Source organism: Metapseudomonas boanensis (genome assembly GCF_018704125.1).
Taxonomy (GTDB): Bacteria; Pseudomonadota; Gammaproteobacteria; order Pseudomonadales; family Pseudomonadaceae; genus Metapseudomonas; species Metapseudomonas boanensis.
Map to the genome: position 1 here is coordinate 62,623 of NZ_JAGTIS010000002.1, position 19,773 is coordinate 82,395.

Consider the following 19,773-nt stretch of genomic DNA (forward strand, 5'->3'; position numbering starts at 1 on the left):
CACTCTACCCCGCTGAAACACCTCGCACTGCTGGTGCCCTTGATGGGAATGGCCGATGTCGAAGCGGAGCCCGCCGCCGATGCACTGGCCGATCCGAGTTGGTCGCTGCTCGGTCGCAACTATTTCCTGCATAACGACTTCCGCAGCGATTCGTCCAGCGGTCAAAACTATCGGCAGGAGTGGGCGCAGGGATTCATCGGAGAGTTTCGCTCCGGCTATACGCCTGGCGCCATCGGGTTGGGAACCGATGTCCACGGCTTTCTCGGTATCAAGCTCGATGGCGGCCGCGGTCACGCCGGTACTGGGCTGCTGCCCCGTGGCGACGATGGCCGCAGCGCCGATGACTTCTCCAGCGCCGGCGCCAGCTTGAAGCTTCGGATGGGCAGAAGCCAGTTGAGATATGGCGAAATGACAGTCGAAACGCCGGTGTTCGACACGGGGGACAAGCGCTTGCAGCCCGAGTACGCCACAGGCTTTCTGCTAGACAGCGCCGAGGTGGAGGACCTGCACACCCAGGCCGGGCACTTCACCTCCTTCAAGAACCAGGATTCGAGCTCAGGGCATGGCGACTTCAGCGGCTACGGCGCGACCACGAGTGGCAGCAGCATCAGCCTGGCCGGCGTCGACTTCGCGCCGCCAGGCCGCTTCAGCGGCGCACTCTACGGGGCGCAACTGGACGACACTTGGCGCCAGGGCTACCTCAATCTGCGCCTGCAACAGTCCCCCCTGCTGCTCGACGCCAACCTGTATCGGACGCGCGACCAGGGCGCCGCAAACGCTGGCGCCATCGACACCCTGGCCTACAGCCTATCGGTCAAATACCTTGCCGGCGCCCAGGCCGTCACTCTCGCCTACCAACACATCGACGGAGACACGCCTTTCGATTTCGTCGGTGGCGACTCCATTTACCTGGCCAACTCTGTCAAGTATGCCGACTTCAACGGCCCCAACGAACGCTCCTGTCAGGTCCGTTACGATCTTGACATGGCCATGCTGGGCATCCCTGGCCTGACCTTCATGACCCGCTATGTCAGTGGCCGTGACATCGACGGCACCAGCGCCCCGGCCGGCGGCGCCTACAACCCCTTCGATCCGGTCACCGGCCGTTTCGTGCCCCAGCAAGGCCGCGATGGCAAACACTGGGAGAGGGACATCGACCTGCACTATCAAGTCATGTCCGGCGTGGCCAAGGACCTCTCGATCAAGCTGTCTCACGTCAGCCACCGGGGCAACTCGGCCCAGGCCGGCGACGACATTGACCGTCTGTACCTGATCCTGGAATACCCGCTCAAAGACTGGCTATAGCGGTTCGCGAATTGGAGTATTTAGCTGAATGACTCAACTGCAGCTTCCCTGAGCGCCCGCGCCACCTTTGCCGGCGGCCCCTGGACTACCACGACATCTTCGATCCGCTGATCGTCGAGAAGCACTAGACCCGTTGGGCCGGCCTGGTCGAGTCAGTGATGATGCGCTGCTGAAACTGTTCGGCAGCTCGCGGCCGGTAGCAGCACCGTCCAGGACAGATTGCGTGAAGTTGTCAGAATATATTGTCTGGAAAACGCGCTGTTTCAGCGGGGTTGAGCCGACATTGTCAGAATATATTTTGCGCACGTGTAAGCCGGACACGTCTGAAGCCCACGAAAATCAGCCCCTCGATTGTCAAAATGTATTGTTAACAACCACAGCGGCGATCATGCCGGGTCAGATCAGCGTCTTCAGGCTGGACTCCGGCTTGCAGAGCAGCCAATCGTGAAGCAGTGAGCGCAGTTCCTCGAACTTCACCGGCTTGGCCAGGTAGTCACTCATCCCGGCCGCCAGGCAGCGCTCGCGGTCGCCGCTATGACTATGGGCGGTAATCGCCAGCACGGGCATATCGGCGCCGCCAGGCAGGGCACGTAATGCCCGGCAGGTAGCGAATCCATCCATCACCGGCATCTGGCAATCCAGCAGCACGGCATCGATCTGTTCGTGGCGCAGCAGCTCGAGGGCTTCGGCACCGTTGTCGGCTGTGCGCACCTTGTAGCCGAGCTTGAGCAGCATGCCGCGGGTCACCAGCTGGTTGATGGCATTGTCTTCCACCACCAGAACGGTGCAGTCCTCGGGCCTGAGCAACGCCTGCCCACCACTACGACGCGCCAAAGCCCCTCGCAACTGAGCCGGCATCGCCAAGGTCAGCCCGACGAAGAAACGACTCCCCCAACCGGGCTGCGACTCGTGATCGAGTGTGCCGCCGAGCAGTTCCACCAGCTGCCGGCTGAGCGCCAGACCAATGCCCAGACCGCCGTATGCGCGGGTCATGGAACTGTCCAACTGGAAGAAGTGATGGTAAAGCAGACCATCGGGTGGGGTGGTGAAGCCGACGCCGGTATCCTGCACTTCGATACGCAGGGCCTGGCTACCGCCTTCCGCGGCAGGGCCGCCGATACGGAGCGTCACACTGCCGGAACGGGTGAACTTGATCGCGTTATCCAGCAGGTAGCCCAGTGCCTGGCTGAGTTTGCCGGCATCCCCCTCCAGCGTGTCGGGCAAGCTCTCGTCCAGGTCGAGGATGAAGGCCAGTCCCTTCTCTTCGGCGCGGGGCGCGTACTGGACATACAACCCTTCGGCCAGGCCGCGCAGGCTGAACGGTTCGCGCTTGGGATAGAGCTTGCCGGCCTGCAGCTCAGTCATCGCGAGAATGTCGTTGACCAGGCGCATCATGTCGCGCGCCGAACCTGCGGCGGTGCGCTGGTACTGCTCCAGCTCCGGGTCAAGGTCAACGGTCTGCATCAGTTCCAGGGAACCAATCACCCCGTTCATCGGCGTTCGCAGTTCATGGGTGACCGTTGCGAGGAACTCGTCCTTCAGGCGGTTGCTGTTTGCCAGTTCCTGGTTGAGCGCCTCGAGTTTGCGCCCTGCCTCCTGGAGGATGCGCGCGCGCTCCTCCTTCATGGCGTTGATGCGGTCGGCCAGTGCCAGGGAGAGCAGACCCACTTCGAGTGCAGAACCGATTTGACTCGCGTACATGGTGATGAAGACATTGGGCAGGTAGCCCAGGACCATCAGCGTGTTGATCGCCCCACCCAGCAGGAAGGCGCTCCAGGCGATGATGAAATAGCGCGCCACGCGCATGCCCCGCAGCCAGGCAAGGACACCGGCACTGAAGATCACCACGGTGAAGATCAGCGCGAGCGAGGTGGCCAGGCGCAGGGCCAAGGCGTAACTGGCGGTCAGGGACAGCAGCATGGCCAGCGCGCCGAGCAGCATGAGGCCGAGCAGGCTGCGATCCATCCAGGGACTGTGGTCGGAGGTATGCAGGAAGCTACGGGCGAACTGGCAGCCAAAAAGCACTGCGGAACCGATCAGGAAAGGCGTCGCCGCGTTGGCCCACCAGGGATTATCGGGCCAGAAGTACTCTATCCCGGCGCCATTCACCGAGACCTGGTAGAAGCCGAAGGAGGCGATGTAGAGGATGTAGTGGAGGTAGCTGGTATCGCGGACGCTGAGGTAGATGAACAGGTTGTAGATCATCATCACCAGCAGCACGCCGTAGATGATTCCCAGCACGTAGATGCGTCCGGGTTGCTCCTCCAGGTAGGCCTTGGGCGACCAGATCGCCAGCGGTGCCTGGATCGAGCCCTGGCTCTGCAGCCGCAGGTACACCCGCTGGACGTCATTGGGCTGGAGGCTCAGGCTGAACAGGTAGTTGTTCTGCAGGATCTGCCGACTCGAGAAGGGCAAGGCATCACCGGTCCGCTGGGCAAGCTTGAAACCGCCCTGGCCGTCAGGCAGGTAGAGATCAAGGTTGTCCAGCGGGGGATAGGCCAGTTCCAGCAACCAGGTCTGCTGGCCACCCTGGGTAATTGGGCGGTAGGCCAGGTCGATGCGCAGCCAGAAGACGGAGCGCGAATAGCCGGCATTGAGTACGGGTTTGTCGTGTCGGCGGAAGCTGCTTTCCAGGGCCGGCGACGAAATGTCGTCGATGCCCGCGTCACCGCGTACGTCCTCGAACACATCCATGTGCTGCCCCAGAGGCAGGTAACGCGTCTGCTCATCGAACTCGACCGCGCGGGCCAGGCTCGTGATCAGGCAAAAAAAAGCGAAGAGGACGATCCGCATGGGGCCCCACAGTGACCCAATGGCCCGCGTCGCGGAGTAGCCCCTCCCGAAATGACGCGCCTGCCCGAGTCAGATTGATCGAAATGCAGCCACTCTAGCACAGCCGGGCACAGCCGTGATGCGCATATTGCCATCATCAGAAACCGCTCTATCCAGGGCTTTACAGCCAAAACATGAGTCTTCCCAAGGGTCCGACAGGTGGCATGGCGCGGCCATCAGCAAGGGTCGCTGAGCAGTTCTCCGGGCCCGGATTAATGGTAAGCTCGGCGACCATGAAAACGTCCAATTCCCGCCCCGTTGTCCTCTGCCTTTCCGGTCACGATCCCAGTGGGGGTGCCGGCCTCCAGGCAGATATCGAAGCCCTGATCGCGCAAGGCTGTCACGCCGCCCCGACGGTGACCGCCCTGACTGTGCAGGACACCGTCAATGTCTCGGACTTTCGCGTGCTGGACCGTGACTGGGTGCTTGCCCAGGCCCGGGCCGTGATCGCCGATCTGCCGATCGCTGCCGTCAAGCTGGGCATGCTCGGCTCGGTGGAGATGGTCGAGACCGTTCTCGAGATCATGCAATCGCTGCCTGGCGTACCGCTGGTCTGCGACCCGGTGCTGCGTGCCGGCGGCGGCGGTGCACTGGGCAAGGACGAAGTGGGCTACGCGATCCGCGAGCGCCTGCTGCCGGTGGCGACCATCGCCACCCCCAACCTACCGGAAGCGCAGATCCTCGCCGAACTTCCCAACGGCACCGCCGACCAGTGCGCGGAAAAGCTCTTACCCTATTGCCGCAACCTGCTGATCACCGGCGGGCATGGTGATGAGGACGAAGTGCATAACCGCCTCTACTCGAGGGACGGCAGCCGCCACAGCTTCACCTGCCAGCGCCTGCCCGGCAGCTATCACGGCTCCGGCTGCACCCTGGCCAGCACCCTCGCCGGTCGCCTGGCCTTGGGCGAAGACCTGCCCAGCGCCGTTCGCTCCGCCCTGGATTACACTTGGCGCACCCTGCGCGATGCCGAACAACCCGGCCACGGCCAGTACGTGCCGCGCCGCCTCCCGCTGGACTTCTGCTCATGAAACTACGCGGTCTCTATGCCATCACCGATAGCCAACTGCTTGCAGGTGGCAGGTTGCTGCCGTACGTCGAAGCAGCCCTGAACGGAGGCGCACGCCTGCTGCAGTATCGCGACAAATCCAACGATGACGCCCGTCGCCTGCGTGAGGCAGAAGCCTTGAATGAACTCTGCACGCGCTATGGCGCTGCGCTGATCATCAATGACGATGCCGAACTCGCCGCGCGCCTGGGGGTGGGCCTGCACCTGGGCCAGAACGACGGCTCTCTCGCCGCAGCCCGGGCCCTGCTTGGACGCGAAGCGATCATCGGCGGAACCTGCCATGCCAGCCTTGAGCTTGCCACCGATGCCGTTCGCGAAGGCGCCAGCTATATCGCCTTCGGCCGCTTCTTCAATTCACTCACGAAACCGGGGGCGCCAGCCGCTACGCTCGACCTGCTGGAAGCCGCCAGGCTGCGTTTCCACCAGCCGATCGTCGCCATCGGCGGAGTGACCCTCGACAACGCCCCCGAACTGATCGCCCGCGGCGCCAGCATGATTGCTGTAATCCACGCCCTGTTCGGCGCCACCTCCCCTGCGGAGGTCGAACAACGCGCCCGCGCCTTCAGCGCCCTGTTCGACGCCGCCTGACTTTTCGTTTCTCAGTTTCAGATAGAGAGCCCTGCCATGTCCCGTTCCGAAACCCTGTTCGCCAACGCCCAGAAACATATCCCCGGCGGCGTAAACTCGCCGGTCCGCGCCTTCAAGAGCGTCGGCGGCACGCCGCTGTTCTTCAAGCACGCAGTTGGCGCCTACGTGACGGACGAGGACGACAAGCGCTATGTCGACTACGTCGGTTCCTGGGGTCCGATGATCCTCGGCCACAGCCACCCGGACGTCCTCGATGCAGTACGCAAGCAACTGGAACACGGCCTCTCCTACGGCGCGCCGACTGCCCTGGAAGTGGAAATGGCCGACCTGGTCTGCTCCCTGGTGCCCTCCATGGAAATGGTGCGCATGGTCAGCTCCGGCACCGAAGCCACCATGAGCGCCATCCGCCTGGCCCGTGGTTTCACCGGCCGAGACAGCATCATCAAGTTCGAGGGCTGCTACCACGGGCACTCCGACAGCCTGCTGGTGAAAGCCGGTTCCGGCGCGCTCACGCAGGGCATTCCGAGCTCCGCTGGCGTACCCGCCGCCTTTGCCAAGCACACCCTGACCCTACCGTTCAACGACATCGACGCAGTCGAGAAAATGCTCGGTGAAGTTGGGCATGACGTGGCCTGCATCATCGTCGAACCGGTTGCCGGCAACATGAATTGCGTCCCGCCGGCACCGGGATTCCTGGAGGGCCTGCGTCGCCTTTGCGACCAGCATGGCGTGGTGCTGATTTTCGACGAAGTGATGACTGGTTTCCGCGTCGCCCTCGGCGGTGCCCAAGCCCATTACAGCATCACCCCGGACCTCTCCACCTTCGGCAAGATCATCGGTGGCGGCATGCCGGTTGGCTGCTTCGGCGGCAAGCGCGAAATCATGTCGTGCATCGCCCCGCTGGGCCCGGTCTACCAGGCCGGCACCCTGTCGGGTAACCCGCTGGCCATGGCCGCCGGCCTGACCACCCTGAAGCTGATCAGCCGCCCCGGCTTCCATGCCGAGCTGACCGACTACACCACCCGCATGCTCGACGGCCTGCAGCAGCGCGCCGATGCCGCCGGCATCCCCTTCGTCACTACCCAGGCGGGCGGCATGTTCGGCCTCTACTTTAGCGGCGCCGATGATATCGTCACCTTCCAGGATGTGATGGCCAGCGATGCCGAACGCTTCAAGCGCTTCTTCCACCTGATGCTGGAAGGTGGCGTCTACCTGGCGCCGAGCGCCTATGAAGCCGGCTTCACTTCCATCGCCCACGGCGATACCGAGTTGGCAATCACCCTGGACGCCGCCGAACGTGCCTTCGCGAAATTGAAGCAAGCCTGATGCGATTCAGCACCACCCTGACCGGTGGTGCCTCTCCCGGGCCCGCGCGGCACGACACCTGGGACTGCTGGCCTGGCCGTTTGTGCATTTCAAGCGACAAGTTCCAGACGTGATGCATGTAAAGGCTTTGTAAGATCACCGTGCCTTATTTCATAATGTGACGGCCGGCGCGTTTCGCCGGTCGGGCTATTAGCCCGCACTGCTTCCGAGGCATCGTGACTTCCATGAACCGCACCGGCCGCGCCCTGATTCTGGGCTGCCTGTTGCCACTCCTGCCCCTGTCGGCGTTCGCCGGCGGCAACTCTCTGCTGATCCCCGCCACCGGACGCTGCAATCTGAACAGCCTGCCGGAAAACCTCTCGGAAGCCCTTACAGCCTGCCAACAGGCAGCCCGCGGGGGCGATGCAGAGGCACAGTTCGAACTCGGTGAGTTCTACTACGATGGCAAGCGCGCACCGCGCGACCTGGCCAAGTCCCTCCAGTGGTTCGAGCAAGCTTCCCTGCAAGGTCATGCCCAAGCCCAATTGCGTCTGGGCAGCATGTTCTTCCGGGGCGAAGGCGTGCCCGCCAACAATGTTCAGGCCTATATCGTGCTGAAAATGGCTTCAGTGAACGGGTCGGACGAAGCGATGGACGCCGCCGACCTGGTGGCCGCGCAGATGGGGACAGAGGAACTGGAAATCGCGACTCAGGTGCTTGGACAGATTTTCCGCAACTATCTGCTGGAACTGCAGGCCTCTGACGGTAGTTCGCCGTTCGCACCACTCCCCTGAATCGGCAAAGCACCTCCGCCTGACCGTCGGAGGGCGCTACTTCTCCGGCATCGGCATAGGGAAGGGCATGACATTGCTGCCGCCTTTCGCCTCGCTGATCTTCGGCGTACCGAGACGCTCGACTTCGTCGATCCGAATGATGGAATGCATCGGCAGGAAGCTGCGAATTACGCCCTCGAACTGCGCCTTGAGCTTTTCTTCGCTAGGGTCGACCACCACCTGGGTGCGCTCGCCAAAGACAAACTCCTCCACCTCCAGGAACCCCCACAGATCGCTCTGGTAGATCTGCTTGGCGTACATCTCGTACACCTGGCCCTGGTTCAGGAAGATCACCTTGTAGATCGGATCGGACTTGCTCATGGGTAGGCGATGACAGCAACAGACAATCGGGGGCGCGAATCATAGCACAGCCACTGGACAAGCAGCGCTAGGAACACCCCGGCGGGCCGACTATAATGCGCGGTTCTTCGAACCACCCGACGAAAGTGCATGGCCAAGAAGCTCTATATCGAAACCCACGGCTGCCAGATGAACGAGTACGACTCGTCCCGCATGGTCGACCTGCTCGGCGAGCACCAGGCGCTGGAAGTAACCGAACGCCCTGAAGAAGCCGACGTGATTCTGCTCAATACCTGCTCGATCCGCGAAAAAGCGCAGGAAAAGGTATTCTCGCAGCTGGGCCGCTGGCGTGAGCTGAAACAGCAGAACCCACAGCTGGTCATCGGTGTGGGGGGATGCGTGGCCAGCCAGGAAGGCGCTGCCATTCGCGATCGCGCGCCTTACGTCGATGTGGTGTTCGGCCCGCAAACCCTACACCGTCTTCCGGAAATGATCGACGCCGCGCGTAACACCCGCACGCCGCAGGTGGACATTTCCTTCCCCGAGATCGAGAAATTCGACCGCCTGCCCGAACCTCGCGTTGACGGCCCCAGCGCCTTCGTCTCGGTCATGGAAGGCTGCAGCAAGTACTGCACCTTCTGCGTGGTGCCCTACACCCGCGGCGAAGAAGTCAGCCGCCCCTTCGACGACGTGATCGCCGAAGTCATCCACCTGGCCGAGAACGGCGTGCGCGAAGTGACCCTGCTGGGGCAGAACGTCAACGGTTATCGCGGCCTGACCCATGACGGCCGAATCGCCGACTTCGCCGAACTGATCCGCGTGGTGGCTGCAGTCGACGGCATCGAGCGCATCCGCTACACGACGTCGCACCCGCTGGAGTTCTCCGACGCACTGATCCAGGCCCACGCCGAAGTGCCGGAGCTGGTCAAGTTCGTCCACCTGCCGGTGCAGGCGGGCTCTGACCGCATCCTGGCCGCAATGAAGCGCAACCACACCGCGCTGGAGTACAAGTCGCGTATCCGTAAGCTGAAAGCGGCGGTGCCCGATATCTGCATCAGCTCCGACTTCATCGTTGGTTTCCCCGGCGAGACTGACAAAGACTTCGAGCAGACGATGAAACTGGTGGAAGACGTCGGCTTCGACTTCTCCTTCTCCTTCGTCTACAGCTCGCGTCCCGGCACCCCGGCCGCCGACCTGCCCGACGACACGCCGGAAGAAGTGAAGAAGCAGCGCCTGCAGATCCTCCAGACCCGCATCCACCAGCAAGGCTTCGAAATCAGCCGACGAATGGTCGGCAGCATCCAGCGCATCCTCGTCAGCGACTTCTCCAAGAAGGACCCGGGCATGCTCCAGGGCCGCACCGAGAACAACCGCATCGTCAACTTCCGCAGCGCCAACCCGCGCCTGATCGGCCAGTTCGTCGACGTGCGCATCGACGACGCACTGCCGCATTCCCTGCGCGGCAGCCTGCTCGACGAAAATCCGTACTGATCTCCAGGGCCCAAGCTTTTACAGTTGGGCCCCTAGGGGTATTCTTGTCTTCATCCTTCCTGACGCCCAAGGGCGCACATACGACATTGAACGCCACCCTGGATCTGCATCGCTTTAACCTGGAACCCTTTGAAGCCCGCCGCTTCGCCAACCTTTGCGGGCAGTTCGATGAGCACCTGCGCCTGATCGAGCAGCGCATGAACATCGAAATCCGCAACCGTGGAAACCAGTTCGAACTGGTCGGCGATGCACAACATGCGCGCGCCACGGAAAACCTTCTGCGCCGCCTCTACCGTGAAACCGAAGCCATCGAACTGTCGCCCGATCTGGTGCACCTGTTCCTGCGCGAGACCGGCATGGACGAGGTCGCCAATCCGAAGACAGAGAGCATCACGCTGCGCACCCGCAAGGGCAACATCCGCCCACGCGGCGCCAACCAGCTGGGCTACGTGAAGTCGATCCTCGACCACGACATCAACTTCGGCATCGGCCCGGCGGGTACCGGCAAGACCTACCTGGCCGTCGCCTGCGCCGTCGACGCCCTGGAGCGCGAGCAAGTCCGCCGCATCCTTCTGGTACGCCCGGCGGTCGAGGCTGGCGAGAAGCTGGGCTTCCTCCCCGGCGACCTGTCGCAGAAGATCGATCCCTACCTGCGCCCGCTCTACGATGCGCTATACGAGATGCTCGGCTTCGAGCAGGTGGCCAAGCTGATCGAAAAGCAGGTCATCGAAGTCGCCCCGCTGGCCTACATGCGCGGTCGCACCCTTAACAACAGCTTCATTATTCTCGACGAAAGTCAGAACACCACCCTCGAGCAGATGAAGATGTTCCTGACCCGCATCGGTTTCGGCTCCACTGCCGTCATCACTGGCGACATCACTCAGATCGACCTGCCGCGCGGCACGCGCTCAGGCCTCACTCATGTGATCGACGTGCTGCGCGATGTGCCGGGCATCAGTTTCACCCACTTCAAGTCGCATGACGTCGTGCGCCACCCACTGGTGCAGCGCATCGTGGAAGCCTACGACCGCTTCGACAACCGCCAGCAGGCCGCCAAGGCCAAGCCGGCTGATAACGACCCTGGCGCGATCGACAACGATGCTTGAACTTGACCTGCAACTTGCCAGCGAGGCCCAGGGCCTGCCGAGCGAGGCGGACTTCCGTCGCTGGTGCGAATTGGCATTGCGCCAGCGCAGCGCCGACTCCGAACTTACCATCCGCCTGGTCGACGAACCCGAGGGGCGCGAGCTGAATCGCACCTGGCGGCACAAAGATTACGCAACCAACGTCCTATCCTTCCCCGCCGAGGTCCCCGAAGGGCCGGGCGGCGAACCGCTGCTGGATATCCCGCTACTGGGAGACCTTGTGATCTGCGCGCCTGTCGTGGCTCGCGAAGCCTCTGAACAAGGCAAGGCTCCGGAAGCTCACTGGGCGCACCTGGTGATCCACGGCTGCCTGCACCTGCTTGGCTATGACCACATCGAGGACGCGGAAGCCGAAGAAATGGAAGCACTGGAACGGGAATTGCTGGCAGAACTTGGCCACCCCGACCCTTACCGCGATGACGAAGACCAATAAGAAGTACCGAGCAAAGGACATATGAGCGAAGATCGATCGAGCAACGGGCACAGGTCCTGGCTGGAAAAGCTGACCCAGGCCTTTGCCCATGAGCCGAAGAATCGCCAGGAGCTCCTTGAGCTGCTGCGCGAAGCCCACCAGAACAAACTGCTCGACAGCGAGGCGCTGTCGATCGTCGAAGGGGCCATTCAGGTGGCTGACCTGCAAGTTCGCGACATCATGGTGCCGCGTTCCCAGATGATCAGCATCAAGGCCAACCAGACGCCGCGCGACTTCCTCCCCGCCATCATCGACGCCGCGCACTCCCGCTACCCGGTGGTCGGCGAAAGCCTCGACGACGTCATGGGCATCCTGCTGGCCAAGGACCTGCTGCCGCTGATCCTCCATGACGCCAACCACGCCTTCAACATCAAGGAACTGCTGCGCCCGGCCACATTCGTACCCGAGTCGAAGCGCCTCAATGTGCTGCTGCGCGAATTTCGCGCGAACCACAACCATATGGCCATCGTCATCGACGAGTACGGCGGCGTTGCCGGCCTGGTGACCATTGAAGACGTGCTCGAGCAGATCGTTGGCGATATTGAAGACGAACACGACGTCGAGGAAGACAGCTACATCAAGCCATTGCCCAGCGGCGACTTCATCGTCAAGGCACTGACCCCGGTGGATGCCTTCAACGAATTCTTCGAGACCGCATTCTCTGAAGACGAGTTCGACACTGTGGGCGGCCTGGTCATGGGGGCCTTCGGCCACCTGCCCAAGCGCAACGAAACCACACAGATCGGTGACTTCCGCTTTCGCGTACTGAACGCCGACAGCCGTCGTATCCACCTGCTGCGCATGTCCCCCCTGGCCCGGTGATCACTTGTTGCCCTGACCTTTCGCGTACCTGGCGACGCGAAAGGTAACAAGCAACCCCGGGCCCCTCCCCTGCAAAGGGTCAGCTGTGGATAATCGCAGCCCGGGCCGCGCACCAATCGCCCAACTGCCACGCTATACCAGCTCCCTATCCGCCCAAGGAACGAGCATGAACTGGATCACTCGCCCCGGCTGGCCCGGTAACCTCCTGGCCCTGGCCGCCGGCGCGCTGACGCCCCTGGCGTTCGCCCCCTTCGATATCTGGCCGCTGGCAATACTCTCCCTGGCCCTGTTCTACCTCGGCCTGCGCGACCTGGCGCCCAAGGCTGCCTTCTGGCGTGGCTGGTGCTACGGCTTCGGCCTGTTCCTTGCCGGCACCAGCTGGATTTACGTCAGCATCCACGACTACGGTGCCGCATCGGTACCACTGGCCACATTCCTGACCATCGGCTTCTGCGCGGGCGTCGCCCTGTTCTTTGCCCTGCCCGCCCTGCTCTGGGCACGCTGGCTGCGTCGTAGCGAAGCAGCACTGGCCGACACACTGGCTTTTGCCGCGCTGTGGCTGGCCCAGGAGGCATTCCGAGGCTGGTTCCTCACCGGCTTCCCCTGGCTATATTCCGGATATAGCCAACTGAATGGCCCACTCGCCGGCCTGGCCCCAATCGGCGGTGTCTGGTTGGTCTCATTCAGCCTGGCGCTGAGCGCCGCCCTGCTGGTGAACCTGGCACGGCTGCGTAGCCGTCCAGCCTTCCTCGCTGCGGGTATCGCCCTGCTGATCGGCCCCTGGGCCATTGGCCTGACACTGAAAGGACACGCCTGGACGCAGCCTATCGGTGCACCACTCAAGGTCGCAGCCATGCAAGGCAACGTCGAACAGAACCTCAAATGGGACCCAGAACAGCTCAATGCCCAGCTGGCCCTTTACCGCGACATGACCTTCAGCGCCGCCAAGGCCGACCTGATCGTCTGGCCGGAAACGGCAGTCCCGGTGCTCAAGGAGTTCGTCGACGGCTACCTCGGCGTCATGAGCCGCTTCGCCAATGATCGCCAAGCCGCCCTGATCACCGGCGTACCGATCCGGCAAAACAATGCGCAGGGTGAAAAGCGCTACTACAACGGCATTACGGTGATAGGCCAGGGTGAAGGGACCTACCTGAAGCAGAAGCTCGTACCGTTCGGCGAGTACGTACCGCTCCAGGAAGTGCTGCGTGGTCTGATCGCCTTCTTCGACCTGCCAATGTCCGATTTCGCGCGAGGTGACTCCAACCAGCCGCCCTTGATGGCCAAGGGCTACCGGATCGCCCCATACATCTGCTACGAAGTGGTGTACCCGGAATTCGCCGCAAACCTCGCCGCCAACAGCGACATCCTCCTGACCGTAAGCAACGACACCTGGTTCGGCACCTCCATCGGCCCCCTGCAGCACCTGCAGATGGCCCAGATGCGTGCACTGGAAGCCGGCCGCTGGATGATCCGAGCCACCAACAATGGCGTCACCGTGCTCATCGACCCGTTTGGCAAGATCACCGAAGGTATCCCGCAGTTCCAGCAAGGCGTGCTCTATGGCGAAGTGCTACCCATGCAGGGCCTTACACCTTACCTGCAATGGCGGGCATGGCCGTTGGTCATCCTCTGCAGCCTGCTGTTCGCATGGGCCCTGCTGGCCAGTCGCATCGCCAAGACGGTCTGAATCAGCACATGTGTTTCCTTGTCACCCCCACAAGGAAACATCGCCCAGCTCATTCATAGGCCAGCGGATAGGCGATCAAGCCAATCGCCTCGTTAAGCAATTGACCACTCTGCCAAACTGCCTTGCCCTCTGGCAGCCAGCCACCCAAAGGCCTGCCGTTAGGTACCCCCAGATAGCCCACGGGCGCTGCCACCACCTCAAATCCGGCACGCTCGAAACTCCATCGCGCCCTGGGCATATGCGCTGCCTGGGTCACCAACACCACTCTCCGAACCCCCTGCGGAAACAGGATTCGTGCCGACATCCCAGCATTCTCCCAAGTCGTGCGGCTTTCGCTTTCCTGCCAACGCACCTCGAGGCCATAGTCCCGCTTCAGAACCTCGGCCATGATCTGCGCCTCACTTGGCGGCTCACCAAAATGCAGCCCACCACTGGTCAATAAGGGCAAGCCGCTTACCCGCGCCAGGCGCGCCGCATAACGCAGCCGCTCCATTGCTGTCATGGACGGTTGATCGCCGCCCCATGCAGGATCGCCCCGCTCGCGACCGGCCCCGAGCACCACAATGGCATCCACACGCTTACGGAGCTCCGGCCACTGCCTTTCATCCAGAGGCGCCTCATGCTCGAGCGCTTGGGCAGCCCATTCCACAACCACTGGAAGGCTCATCAACCAAAGCCCGCCAATACCCAGCACGAAACACAGCAACGAGGCACGCGGCATTCGCCGGCGCAACCACCAGGCCAACAATAACAGCAGCAGAAAGCCGCCGGGCGGCAGGCACAGTTGTTTGAGGATGTAACGAATCGGCATGGGCACCTCCCAAGTGCCCGGAGCCTAGCGGGGATTGGATGTCCGGAAAAGCTGGGAGCCACAGGACAGGCAGGCCGGAATGCCTTGGCCACGTTGCCAGGTAGCCGGAGCACCGCACATGGCACAGCACAATTGCTGGCGATGTTTGAGCGCAACCCTGACCTTCGCCATCAGCGGCTTGGAGCCTTCCCGCTCAAGCTTGGCATTACGCCTTGGCAACGCCTCGATCTGCGCAATCTCCGCCGCTGCCGCGTGCCAGCCACGCAGCCAGTGCAGGTCCCGGTCCAGATAGGCCTGAATCAACTCCAGTTCGGCAGGAGTCAGCCCCCGGAGCTCCAACTCGTGCGGCTGCTCGTCGCGCAGGCGAATTGCCGTATCCGCCTCGTCCAACGCCAACGCCAAGCGATGCAACAGTCGTTCATACAACCCCTTCCCTGACTCACTACGCCGCAACTCAGCCATCCAGCACCTCGAATCACGCAAATACTTACCTTGCTTAGAAAAAGCTTAGCGTTCACGGCTTGGCCGGCGACCGCCTGCGACAAACGGCTCAGCCATTCGCCCGGCCAGCGTGGCGTGCAATCAGGGTTTCCCTCGGCAGACGGGGGTCATGTATGCTACGACGCTTGAATTTTCATTTCCGAGCAAGCCTGGAGGCTGCGTCAACCGCCCAGTCGGCCCAACTCCCAGGAACACTCCATCTCTTAGCGCCAGAGCCATGCACGAACAGTATCAGCCCCGCGAAATCGAAGCCGCCGCGCAAGCCCACTGGGATGCGCATAAATCCTTTGAAGTAAGCGAACAGCCCGGCAAGGACACTTTCTACTGCCTGTCGATGTTCCCCTACCCGAGCGGCAAGCTACACATGGGGCACGTGCGCAATTACACCATCGGTGACGTAATCGCCCGCTACCAGCGCATGCAGGGCAAGAACGTCCTGCAACCAATGGGCTGGGACGCTTTCGGCATGCCGGCTGAGAACGCAGCGATGAAGAACAACGTCGCGCCAGCCAAGTGGACCTACGAGAACATCGATTACATGAAGTCCCAGCTGAAAAGCCTGGGCCTGGCGATCGACTGGTCCCGCGAAGTCACCACGTGCAAGCCCGACTACTACCGCTGGGAACAATGGCTGTTCACCAAGCTGTTCGAGAAAGGCGTGATTTACCGTAAGAACGGCACCGTCAACTGGGACCCGGCAGACCAGACCGTACTGGCCAACGAGCAGGTCATCGACGGTCGCGGCTGGCGCTCCGGCGCGCTGGTAGAGAAGCGCGAGATCCCGATGTACTACTTCAAGATCACCGCTTATGCGGATGAGCTCTTGAGCAGCCTGGACGACCTGGACGGCTGGCCCGAGCAGGTCAAGACCATGCAGCGCAACTGGATCGGCAAATCCCGCGGCATGGAAGTCAGCTTCCCCTATGACCTGGGCAGCATCGGCCAGGCGGGCGCACTGAAGGTTTTCACCACCCGTCCGGACACCCTGCTGGGCGCCACCTATGTCGCGGTCGCAGCTGAGCATCCACTGGCCGCCCTGGCCGTGCAGCAACTGCCGACTGACAAGGCCGCCGAGCTGCAGACCTTCATCGACGAATGCAAACGCGGCGGCGTAGCCGAAGCCGACATCGCCACCCAGGAGAAGAAGGGCCTGCCCACTCCCTTGTTCGTCGAACACCCGCTGACTGGTGAAAAGCTGCCGGTATGGGTCGCCAACTACGTACTGATGAACTACGGCGAAGGCGCGGTGATGGCCGTACCGGCCCACGACGAGCGCGACTTCGCCTTCGCCCACAAATACGACCTGCCGATCAAACCCGTGATCCGCACCGCCGCAGGCGACGAAACCCCGGCCCCCTGGCAGGACGCCTATGGCGAGTACGGCCAGCTGATCAACTCCGGCGAATTCGACGGCCTGGACTTCCAGGGCGCCTTTGATGCCATCGAAGTGGCCCTGCAGAAGAAAGGCCTCGGCCAGGCCCGTACCCAGTTCCGACTGCGTGACTGGGGCATCAGCCGCCAGCGCTATTGGGGTTGCCCGATCCCGATCATCCACTGCCCGAGCTGCGGCGACGTACCGGTACCGGAAGACCAACTGCCGGTCATCCTGCCGGAAGACGTAGTCCCGGACGGTGCCGGCAGCCCGCTGGCGAAGATGCCCGAGTTCTACGAATGCCAATGCCCGAAATGCGGTACCGCGGCCAAGCGTGAAACCGACACCATGGACACCTTCGTCGAGTCGTCCTGGTACTTCGCCCGCTATGCCTCGCCGAACTACGACCAGGGCATGGTCGACCCGGCGGCGGCCAATCACTGGCTGCCGGTCGACCAGTACATCGGCGGCATCGAACACGCCATCCTGCACCTGCTATACGCGCGCTTCTTCCATAAGCTGATGCGTGACGAGGGACTGGTGAGCTCGGACGAACCCTTCAAGAACCTGCTGACCCAGGGAATGGTAGTCGCCGAGACTTACTACCGCACCGCCTCCAACGGCGGCAAGGATTGGTTCAACCCAGCCGATGTCGAAGTTGAGCGCGATGCCAAGGCCAAAGTGATTGGCGCACGCTTGAAGACCGACGGCCTGCCGGTGGAAATCGGCGGCACCGAGAAGATGTCCAAGTCGAAGAACAACGGCGTCGACCCGCAAGCCATGATCGATGCCTACGGTGCCGACACCTGCCGCCTGTTCATGATGTTCGCCTCGCCGCCGGACATGAGCCTGGAATGGTCCGACTCCGGCGTCGAAGGTGCGAGCCGCTTCCTGCGCCGGGTCTGGCGATTGGCCCAGGCCCACGTCAGTGCCGGTCTGCCAGGTGAGCTGGACCGCAGCGCCCTGGACGACGGCCAGAAGGCCGTCCACCGCGCGATCCACCTGGCCATCAAGCAGGCCAGCCAGGATATTGGCCAGCATCACAAGTTCAACACCGCCATCGCCGCAGTGATGACCCTGATGAACGTGTTGGAAAAAGCACCGCAGGCCAGCGCCGAAGACCGCGCCCTGCTGCAGGAAGGACTGGAAACCGTCGCCCTGCTGCTCGCCCCGATCACCCCGCACATCAGCCATGAACTGTGGCGTGAACTGGGCCATGCCGACGCGGTCATCGATGCCACCTGGCCTGCCGTCGACGAAGCCGCCCTGGTACAGGACAGCCTGCAACTGGTGGTTCAGGTCAACGGCAAGCTGCGTGGTCATATCGAAGTCCCGGCCGATGCCAACCGCGAAGCCGTCGAGGCCACAGCACGCGAGAACGAGAACGTACTGCGCTTCACCGAGGGACTGACCATTCGCAAGGTGATCGTGGTGCCCGGCAAACTGGTCAACATAGTCGCCAACTGATCGAAGCCGGCGTCCTCCTGGATGGGGTGGCGCCGGAATGCTCGCCAAGGGGAAAGCAAACGATGATGAAACGGAATCTGTTGGTCCTGGGCCTTGCCATGCTGCTGAGCGCCTGCGGCTTTCATTTGCGCGGCACCGGCGATGCCACGTTCGCTCTGCAAGAGCTGGATGTGACCGCGCGCAACCAGTATGGCGAAACCGTCAAGCAGGTCCGCGAGCAGCTGGAAAACAGCAACGTCAAGGTCCATGCCGGCGCGCCATACACCTTGGTATTGGCTCGCGAGGACCAAGGCCAACGCACCGCCTCCTATACCCAAAGCGTGCGCAGCGCAGAGTATGAGCTGACCCAGACGCTCGACTACGAAATCCGTGGCGCCAACAACCTACTGTTGATGAACGACCGACTGACCGTGCAGAAGTACTACGTGCACGATGGTAACAACCTGGTCGGTTCCGACCAGGAAGCCGCCCAGCTTCGTCAGGAAATGCGCCGCGAAGTGGTCCAGCAGCTGGTCATGCGCCTGCAGTTGGTCTCCCCCGCGCAGCTGGACCAGTTGCAACAGACAGCAGAAGCCAAGGCCAAGGCGGAAGCCGAAGCGATGGAAGCTGCGCGCCAGTCCCGACAGGTACAGCAACCGCAGCAATCGCCGCTGCAACTACCCATTCAATGAGTCCCAAGGGGCCGCACCAGCGGCCCCTATTGTTTCCAGCCTATGAAACTCAACGCCGCACAACTGGCTAAACATCTGCAAGGCCCGCTGGCACCGGTCTACGTGGTCAGCGGCGATGAACCGCTGCTCTGCCAGGAGGCCTGCGACGCGATCCGGGCCTGCGTCCGCGCGCGGGACTTCAGCGAACGGCAGGTGTTCAACGCCGAAACCAATTTCGACTGGGGCCTGCTCCTGGAAGCGGGAGCCAGCCTCTCGCTGTTCGCCGAGAAGCGGCTGCTGGAAGTCCGCCTACCCTCCGGCAAACCTGGTGACAAAGGCGCGACGGCCTTGCTGGAATACCTGTCGCGACCGCCCGAAGACACGGTGTTGCTGCTCAGTCTGCCCAAGCTCGATGGCAGCACGCAGAAGACCAAATGGGCCAAAGCGTTGATCGACAGCGCGGACGCTCAGTTCATCCAGGTCTGGCCGATTGAAACGCAGCAACTGCCCCAGTGGATCCGCCAGCGCCTGTCGCAGGCAGGCCTGGCCGCCAACCAGGAAGCGGTGGACCTGATCGCCGCGCGCGTCGAGGGCAACCTGCTGGCCGCAGCCCAGGAGATCGAAAAGCTCAAGCTGCTGGCCGAGGGTGGCCAGGTGGATGCCGCCACTGTACAGGCGGCGGTTGCCGACAGCGCTCGCTTCGACGTATTCGGGCTGATCGACGCCGCCATGAATGGCGAAGCGGCCCATACCTTGCGCACCCTTGAAGGGCTGCGTGGCGAAGGCGTCGAGCCGCCTGTCATCCTCTGGGCCCTGGCCCGCGAGCTTCGGCTGCTGGCCGGCCTTGCCCAGCAGTTCAGCCAAGGCGTGCCGCTGGAAAAGGCCTTCGCCTCCGCGCGTCCACCGGTCTGGGACAAGCGACGGCCCTTGGTGACTCGCGCGCTACAACGACACCCAGCGTCCCGCTGGAACCAGTTGCTGCAGGATGCCCAGCGGATCGACGCCCAGATCAAGGGCCAGGCACAGGGTGACCCTTGGAACGGCTTGGCGCGCCTAGCCCTGCTGCTGGCCGGGCAAAAATTGCCGCTGCCCCCTGAATAGCTGGACATTTTTTGATCAATCA

The 19,773-nt window shown here is 62.6% G+C and carries 17 protein-coding genes; 13 read left to right on the forward strand and 4 right to left on the reverse strand.

All coding sequences use genetic code 11. The annotated features are described in order from the left end of the window. The first annotated feature begins 42 nt into the window (after positions 1-42). Entirely contained in the window at positions 43-1,305 is a 1,263-nt protein-coding gene (locus tag J7302_RS04420; RefSeq protein WP_215372440.1) for an OprD family porin, read from the forward strand. A gap of 396 nt (positions 1,306-1,701) precedes the next feature. On the opposite strand, the gene J7302_RS04425 is transcribed toward J7302_RS04420, so the two are convergent. Then, positions 1,702-4,098 (reverse strand): hybrid sensor histidine kinase/response regulator, encoded by a 2,397-nt coding sequence (locus J7302_RS04425; protein WP_215371031.1) that lies wholly within the window; start codon positions 4,096-4,098, stop codon positions 1,702-1,704. Positions 4,099-4,370: 272 nt separating this feature from the next. On the opposite strand from J7302_RS04425, the gene J7302_RS04430 reads away from it, so the two are divergent. The 4 genes from J7302_RS04430 to J7302_RS04445 all read left to right on the forward strand — a co-directional run bounded on the left by J7302_RS04430 (position 4,371) and on the right by J7302_RS04445 (position 7,893). Next, positions 4,371-5,168, forward strand: coding sequence for a hydroxymethylpyrimidine/phosphomethylpyrimidine kinase (locus J7302_RS04430; protein ID WP_215371034.1), 798 nt, complete (start codon positions 4,371-4,373; stop codon positions 5,166-5,168). Continuing rightward, a complete protein-coding gene (thiE, locus tag J7302_RS04435) occupies positions 5,165-5,794 on the forward strand; it encodes a thiamine phosphate synthase (RefSeq protein ID WP_215371038.1) in 630 nt (209 codons plus the stop codon). Before J7302_RS04430 ends, thiE begins: the two co-directional genes overlap by 4 nt. A gap of 36 nt (positions 5,795-5,830) precedes the next feature. Further along, positions 5,831-7,120, forward strand: a complete 1,290-nt coding sequence (gene hemL, locus J7302_RS04440) for a glutamate-1-semialdehyde 2,1-aminomutase (RefSeq protein WP_215371042.1) — start codon at positions 5,831-5,833, stop codon at positions 7,118-7,120. A gap of 224 nt (positions 7,121-7,344) precedes the next feature. Next, positions 7,345-7,893 (forward strand): tetratricopeptide repeat protein, encoded by a 549-nt coding sequence (locus J7302_RS04445; RefSeq protein ID WP_215371045.1) that lies wholly within the window; start codon positions 7,345-7,347, stop codon positions 7,891-7,893. Positions 7,894-7,929: 36 nt separating this feature from the next. Here J7302_RS04445 and J7302_RS04450 read toward each other — a convergent pair whose 3' ends face one another. Beyond that, positions 7,930-8,253, reverse strand: coding sequence for a DUF1820 family protein (locus J7302_RS04450; protein ID WP_215371048.1), 324 nt, complete (start codon positions 8,251-8,253; stop codon positions 7,930-7,932). Positions 8,254-8,382: 129 nt separating this feature from the next. Between J7302_RS04450 and miaB the strand changes: the two genes are divergently transcribed. From miaB to lnt, 5 genes are all read left to right on the forward strand, one after another. Continuing rightward, a complete protein-coding gene (miaB, locus tag J7302_RS04455) occupies positions 8,383-9,723 on the forward strand; it encodes a tRNA (N6-isopentenyl adenosine(37)-C2)-methylthiotransferase MiaB (RefSeq protein ID WP_215371051.1) in 1,341 nt (446 codons plus the stop codon). Between the two features lie 44 nt (positions 9,724-9,767). Then, the gene (locus J7302_RS04460) at positions 9,768-10,829 is read left to right on the forward strand and encodes a PhoH family protein (protein WP_394359072.1); all 1,062 of its coding nucleotides are present in this window, start codon (positions 9,768-9,770) and stop codon (positions 10,827-10,829) included. Further along, positions 10,822-11,301: an rRNA maturation RNase YbeY gene (gene ybeY, locus J7302_RS04465; RefSeq protein ID WP_215371054.1), complete on the forward strand. Its 480-nt coding sequence runs from the start codon at positions 10,822-10,824 to the stop codon at positions 11,299-11,301. Before J7302_RS04460 ends, ybeY begins: the two co-directional genes overlap by 8 nt. 21 nt (positions 11,302-11,322) lie before the next feature. Further along, positions 11,323-12,162: an HlyC/CorC family transporter gene (locus J7302_RS04470; protein ID WP_215371057.1), complete on the forward strand. Its 840-nt coding sequence runs from the start codon at positions 11,323-11,325 to the stop codon at positions 12,160-12,162. Positions 12,163-12,328: 166 nt separating this feature from the next. Next, positions 12,329-13,849: an apolipoprotein N-acyltransferase gene (lnt, locus tag J7302_RS04475; protein ID WP_215371060.1), complete on the forward strand. Its 1,521-nt coding sequence runs from the start codon at positions 12,329-12,331 to the stop codon at positions 13,847-13,849. A gap of 49 nt (positions 13,850-13,898) precedes the next feature. Here the strand turns inward: lnt and J7302_RS04480 are convergent, their stop codons facing one another. Both J7302_RS04480 and J7302_RS04485 read right to left on the reverse strand, forming a co-directional pair. Beyond that, complete coding sequence (locus J7302_RS04480; protein ID WP_215371063.1) at positions 13,899-14,660, reverse strand: YdcF family protein; 762 nt, start codon at positions 14,658-14,660, stop codon at positions 13,899-13,901. 24 nt (positions 14,661-14,684) lie between these two features. Further along, the gene (locus tag J7302_RS04485; RefSeq protein WP_215371066.1) at positions 14,685-15,122 is read right to left on the reverse strand and encodes a hypothetical protein; all 438 of its coding nucleotides are present in this window, start codon (positions 15,120-15,122) and stop codon (positions 14,685-14,687) included. Positions 15,123-15,378: 256 nt separating this feature from the next. Between J7302_RS04485 and leuS the strand changes: the two genes are divergently transcribed. The 3 genes from leuS (at position 15,379) to holA (ending at position 19,751) form a co-directional block, all read left to right on the forward strand. Further along, a complete protein-coding gene (gene leuS / locus J7302_RS04490; protein ID WP_215371069.1) occupies positions 15,379-18,000 on the forward strand; it encodes a leucine--tRNA ligase in 2,622 nt (873 codons plus the stop codon). Between the two features lie 62 nt (positions 18,001-18,062). Next, the gene (locus J7302_RS04495) at positions 18,063-18,671 is read left to right on the forward strand and encodes an LPS-assembly lipoprotein LptE (protein ID WP_215371072.1); all 609 of its coding nucleotides are present in this window, start codon (positions 18,063-18,065) and stop codon (positions 18,669-18,671) included. Between the two features lie 42 nt (positions 18,672-18,713). After that, a complete protein-coding gene (holA, locus tag J7302_RS04500) occupies positions 18,714-19,751 on the forward strand; it encodes a DNA polymerase III subunit delta (protein ID WP_215371075.1) in 1,038 nt (345 codons plus the stop codon). Positions 19,752-19,773 lie beyond the last annotated feature (22 nt).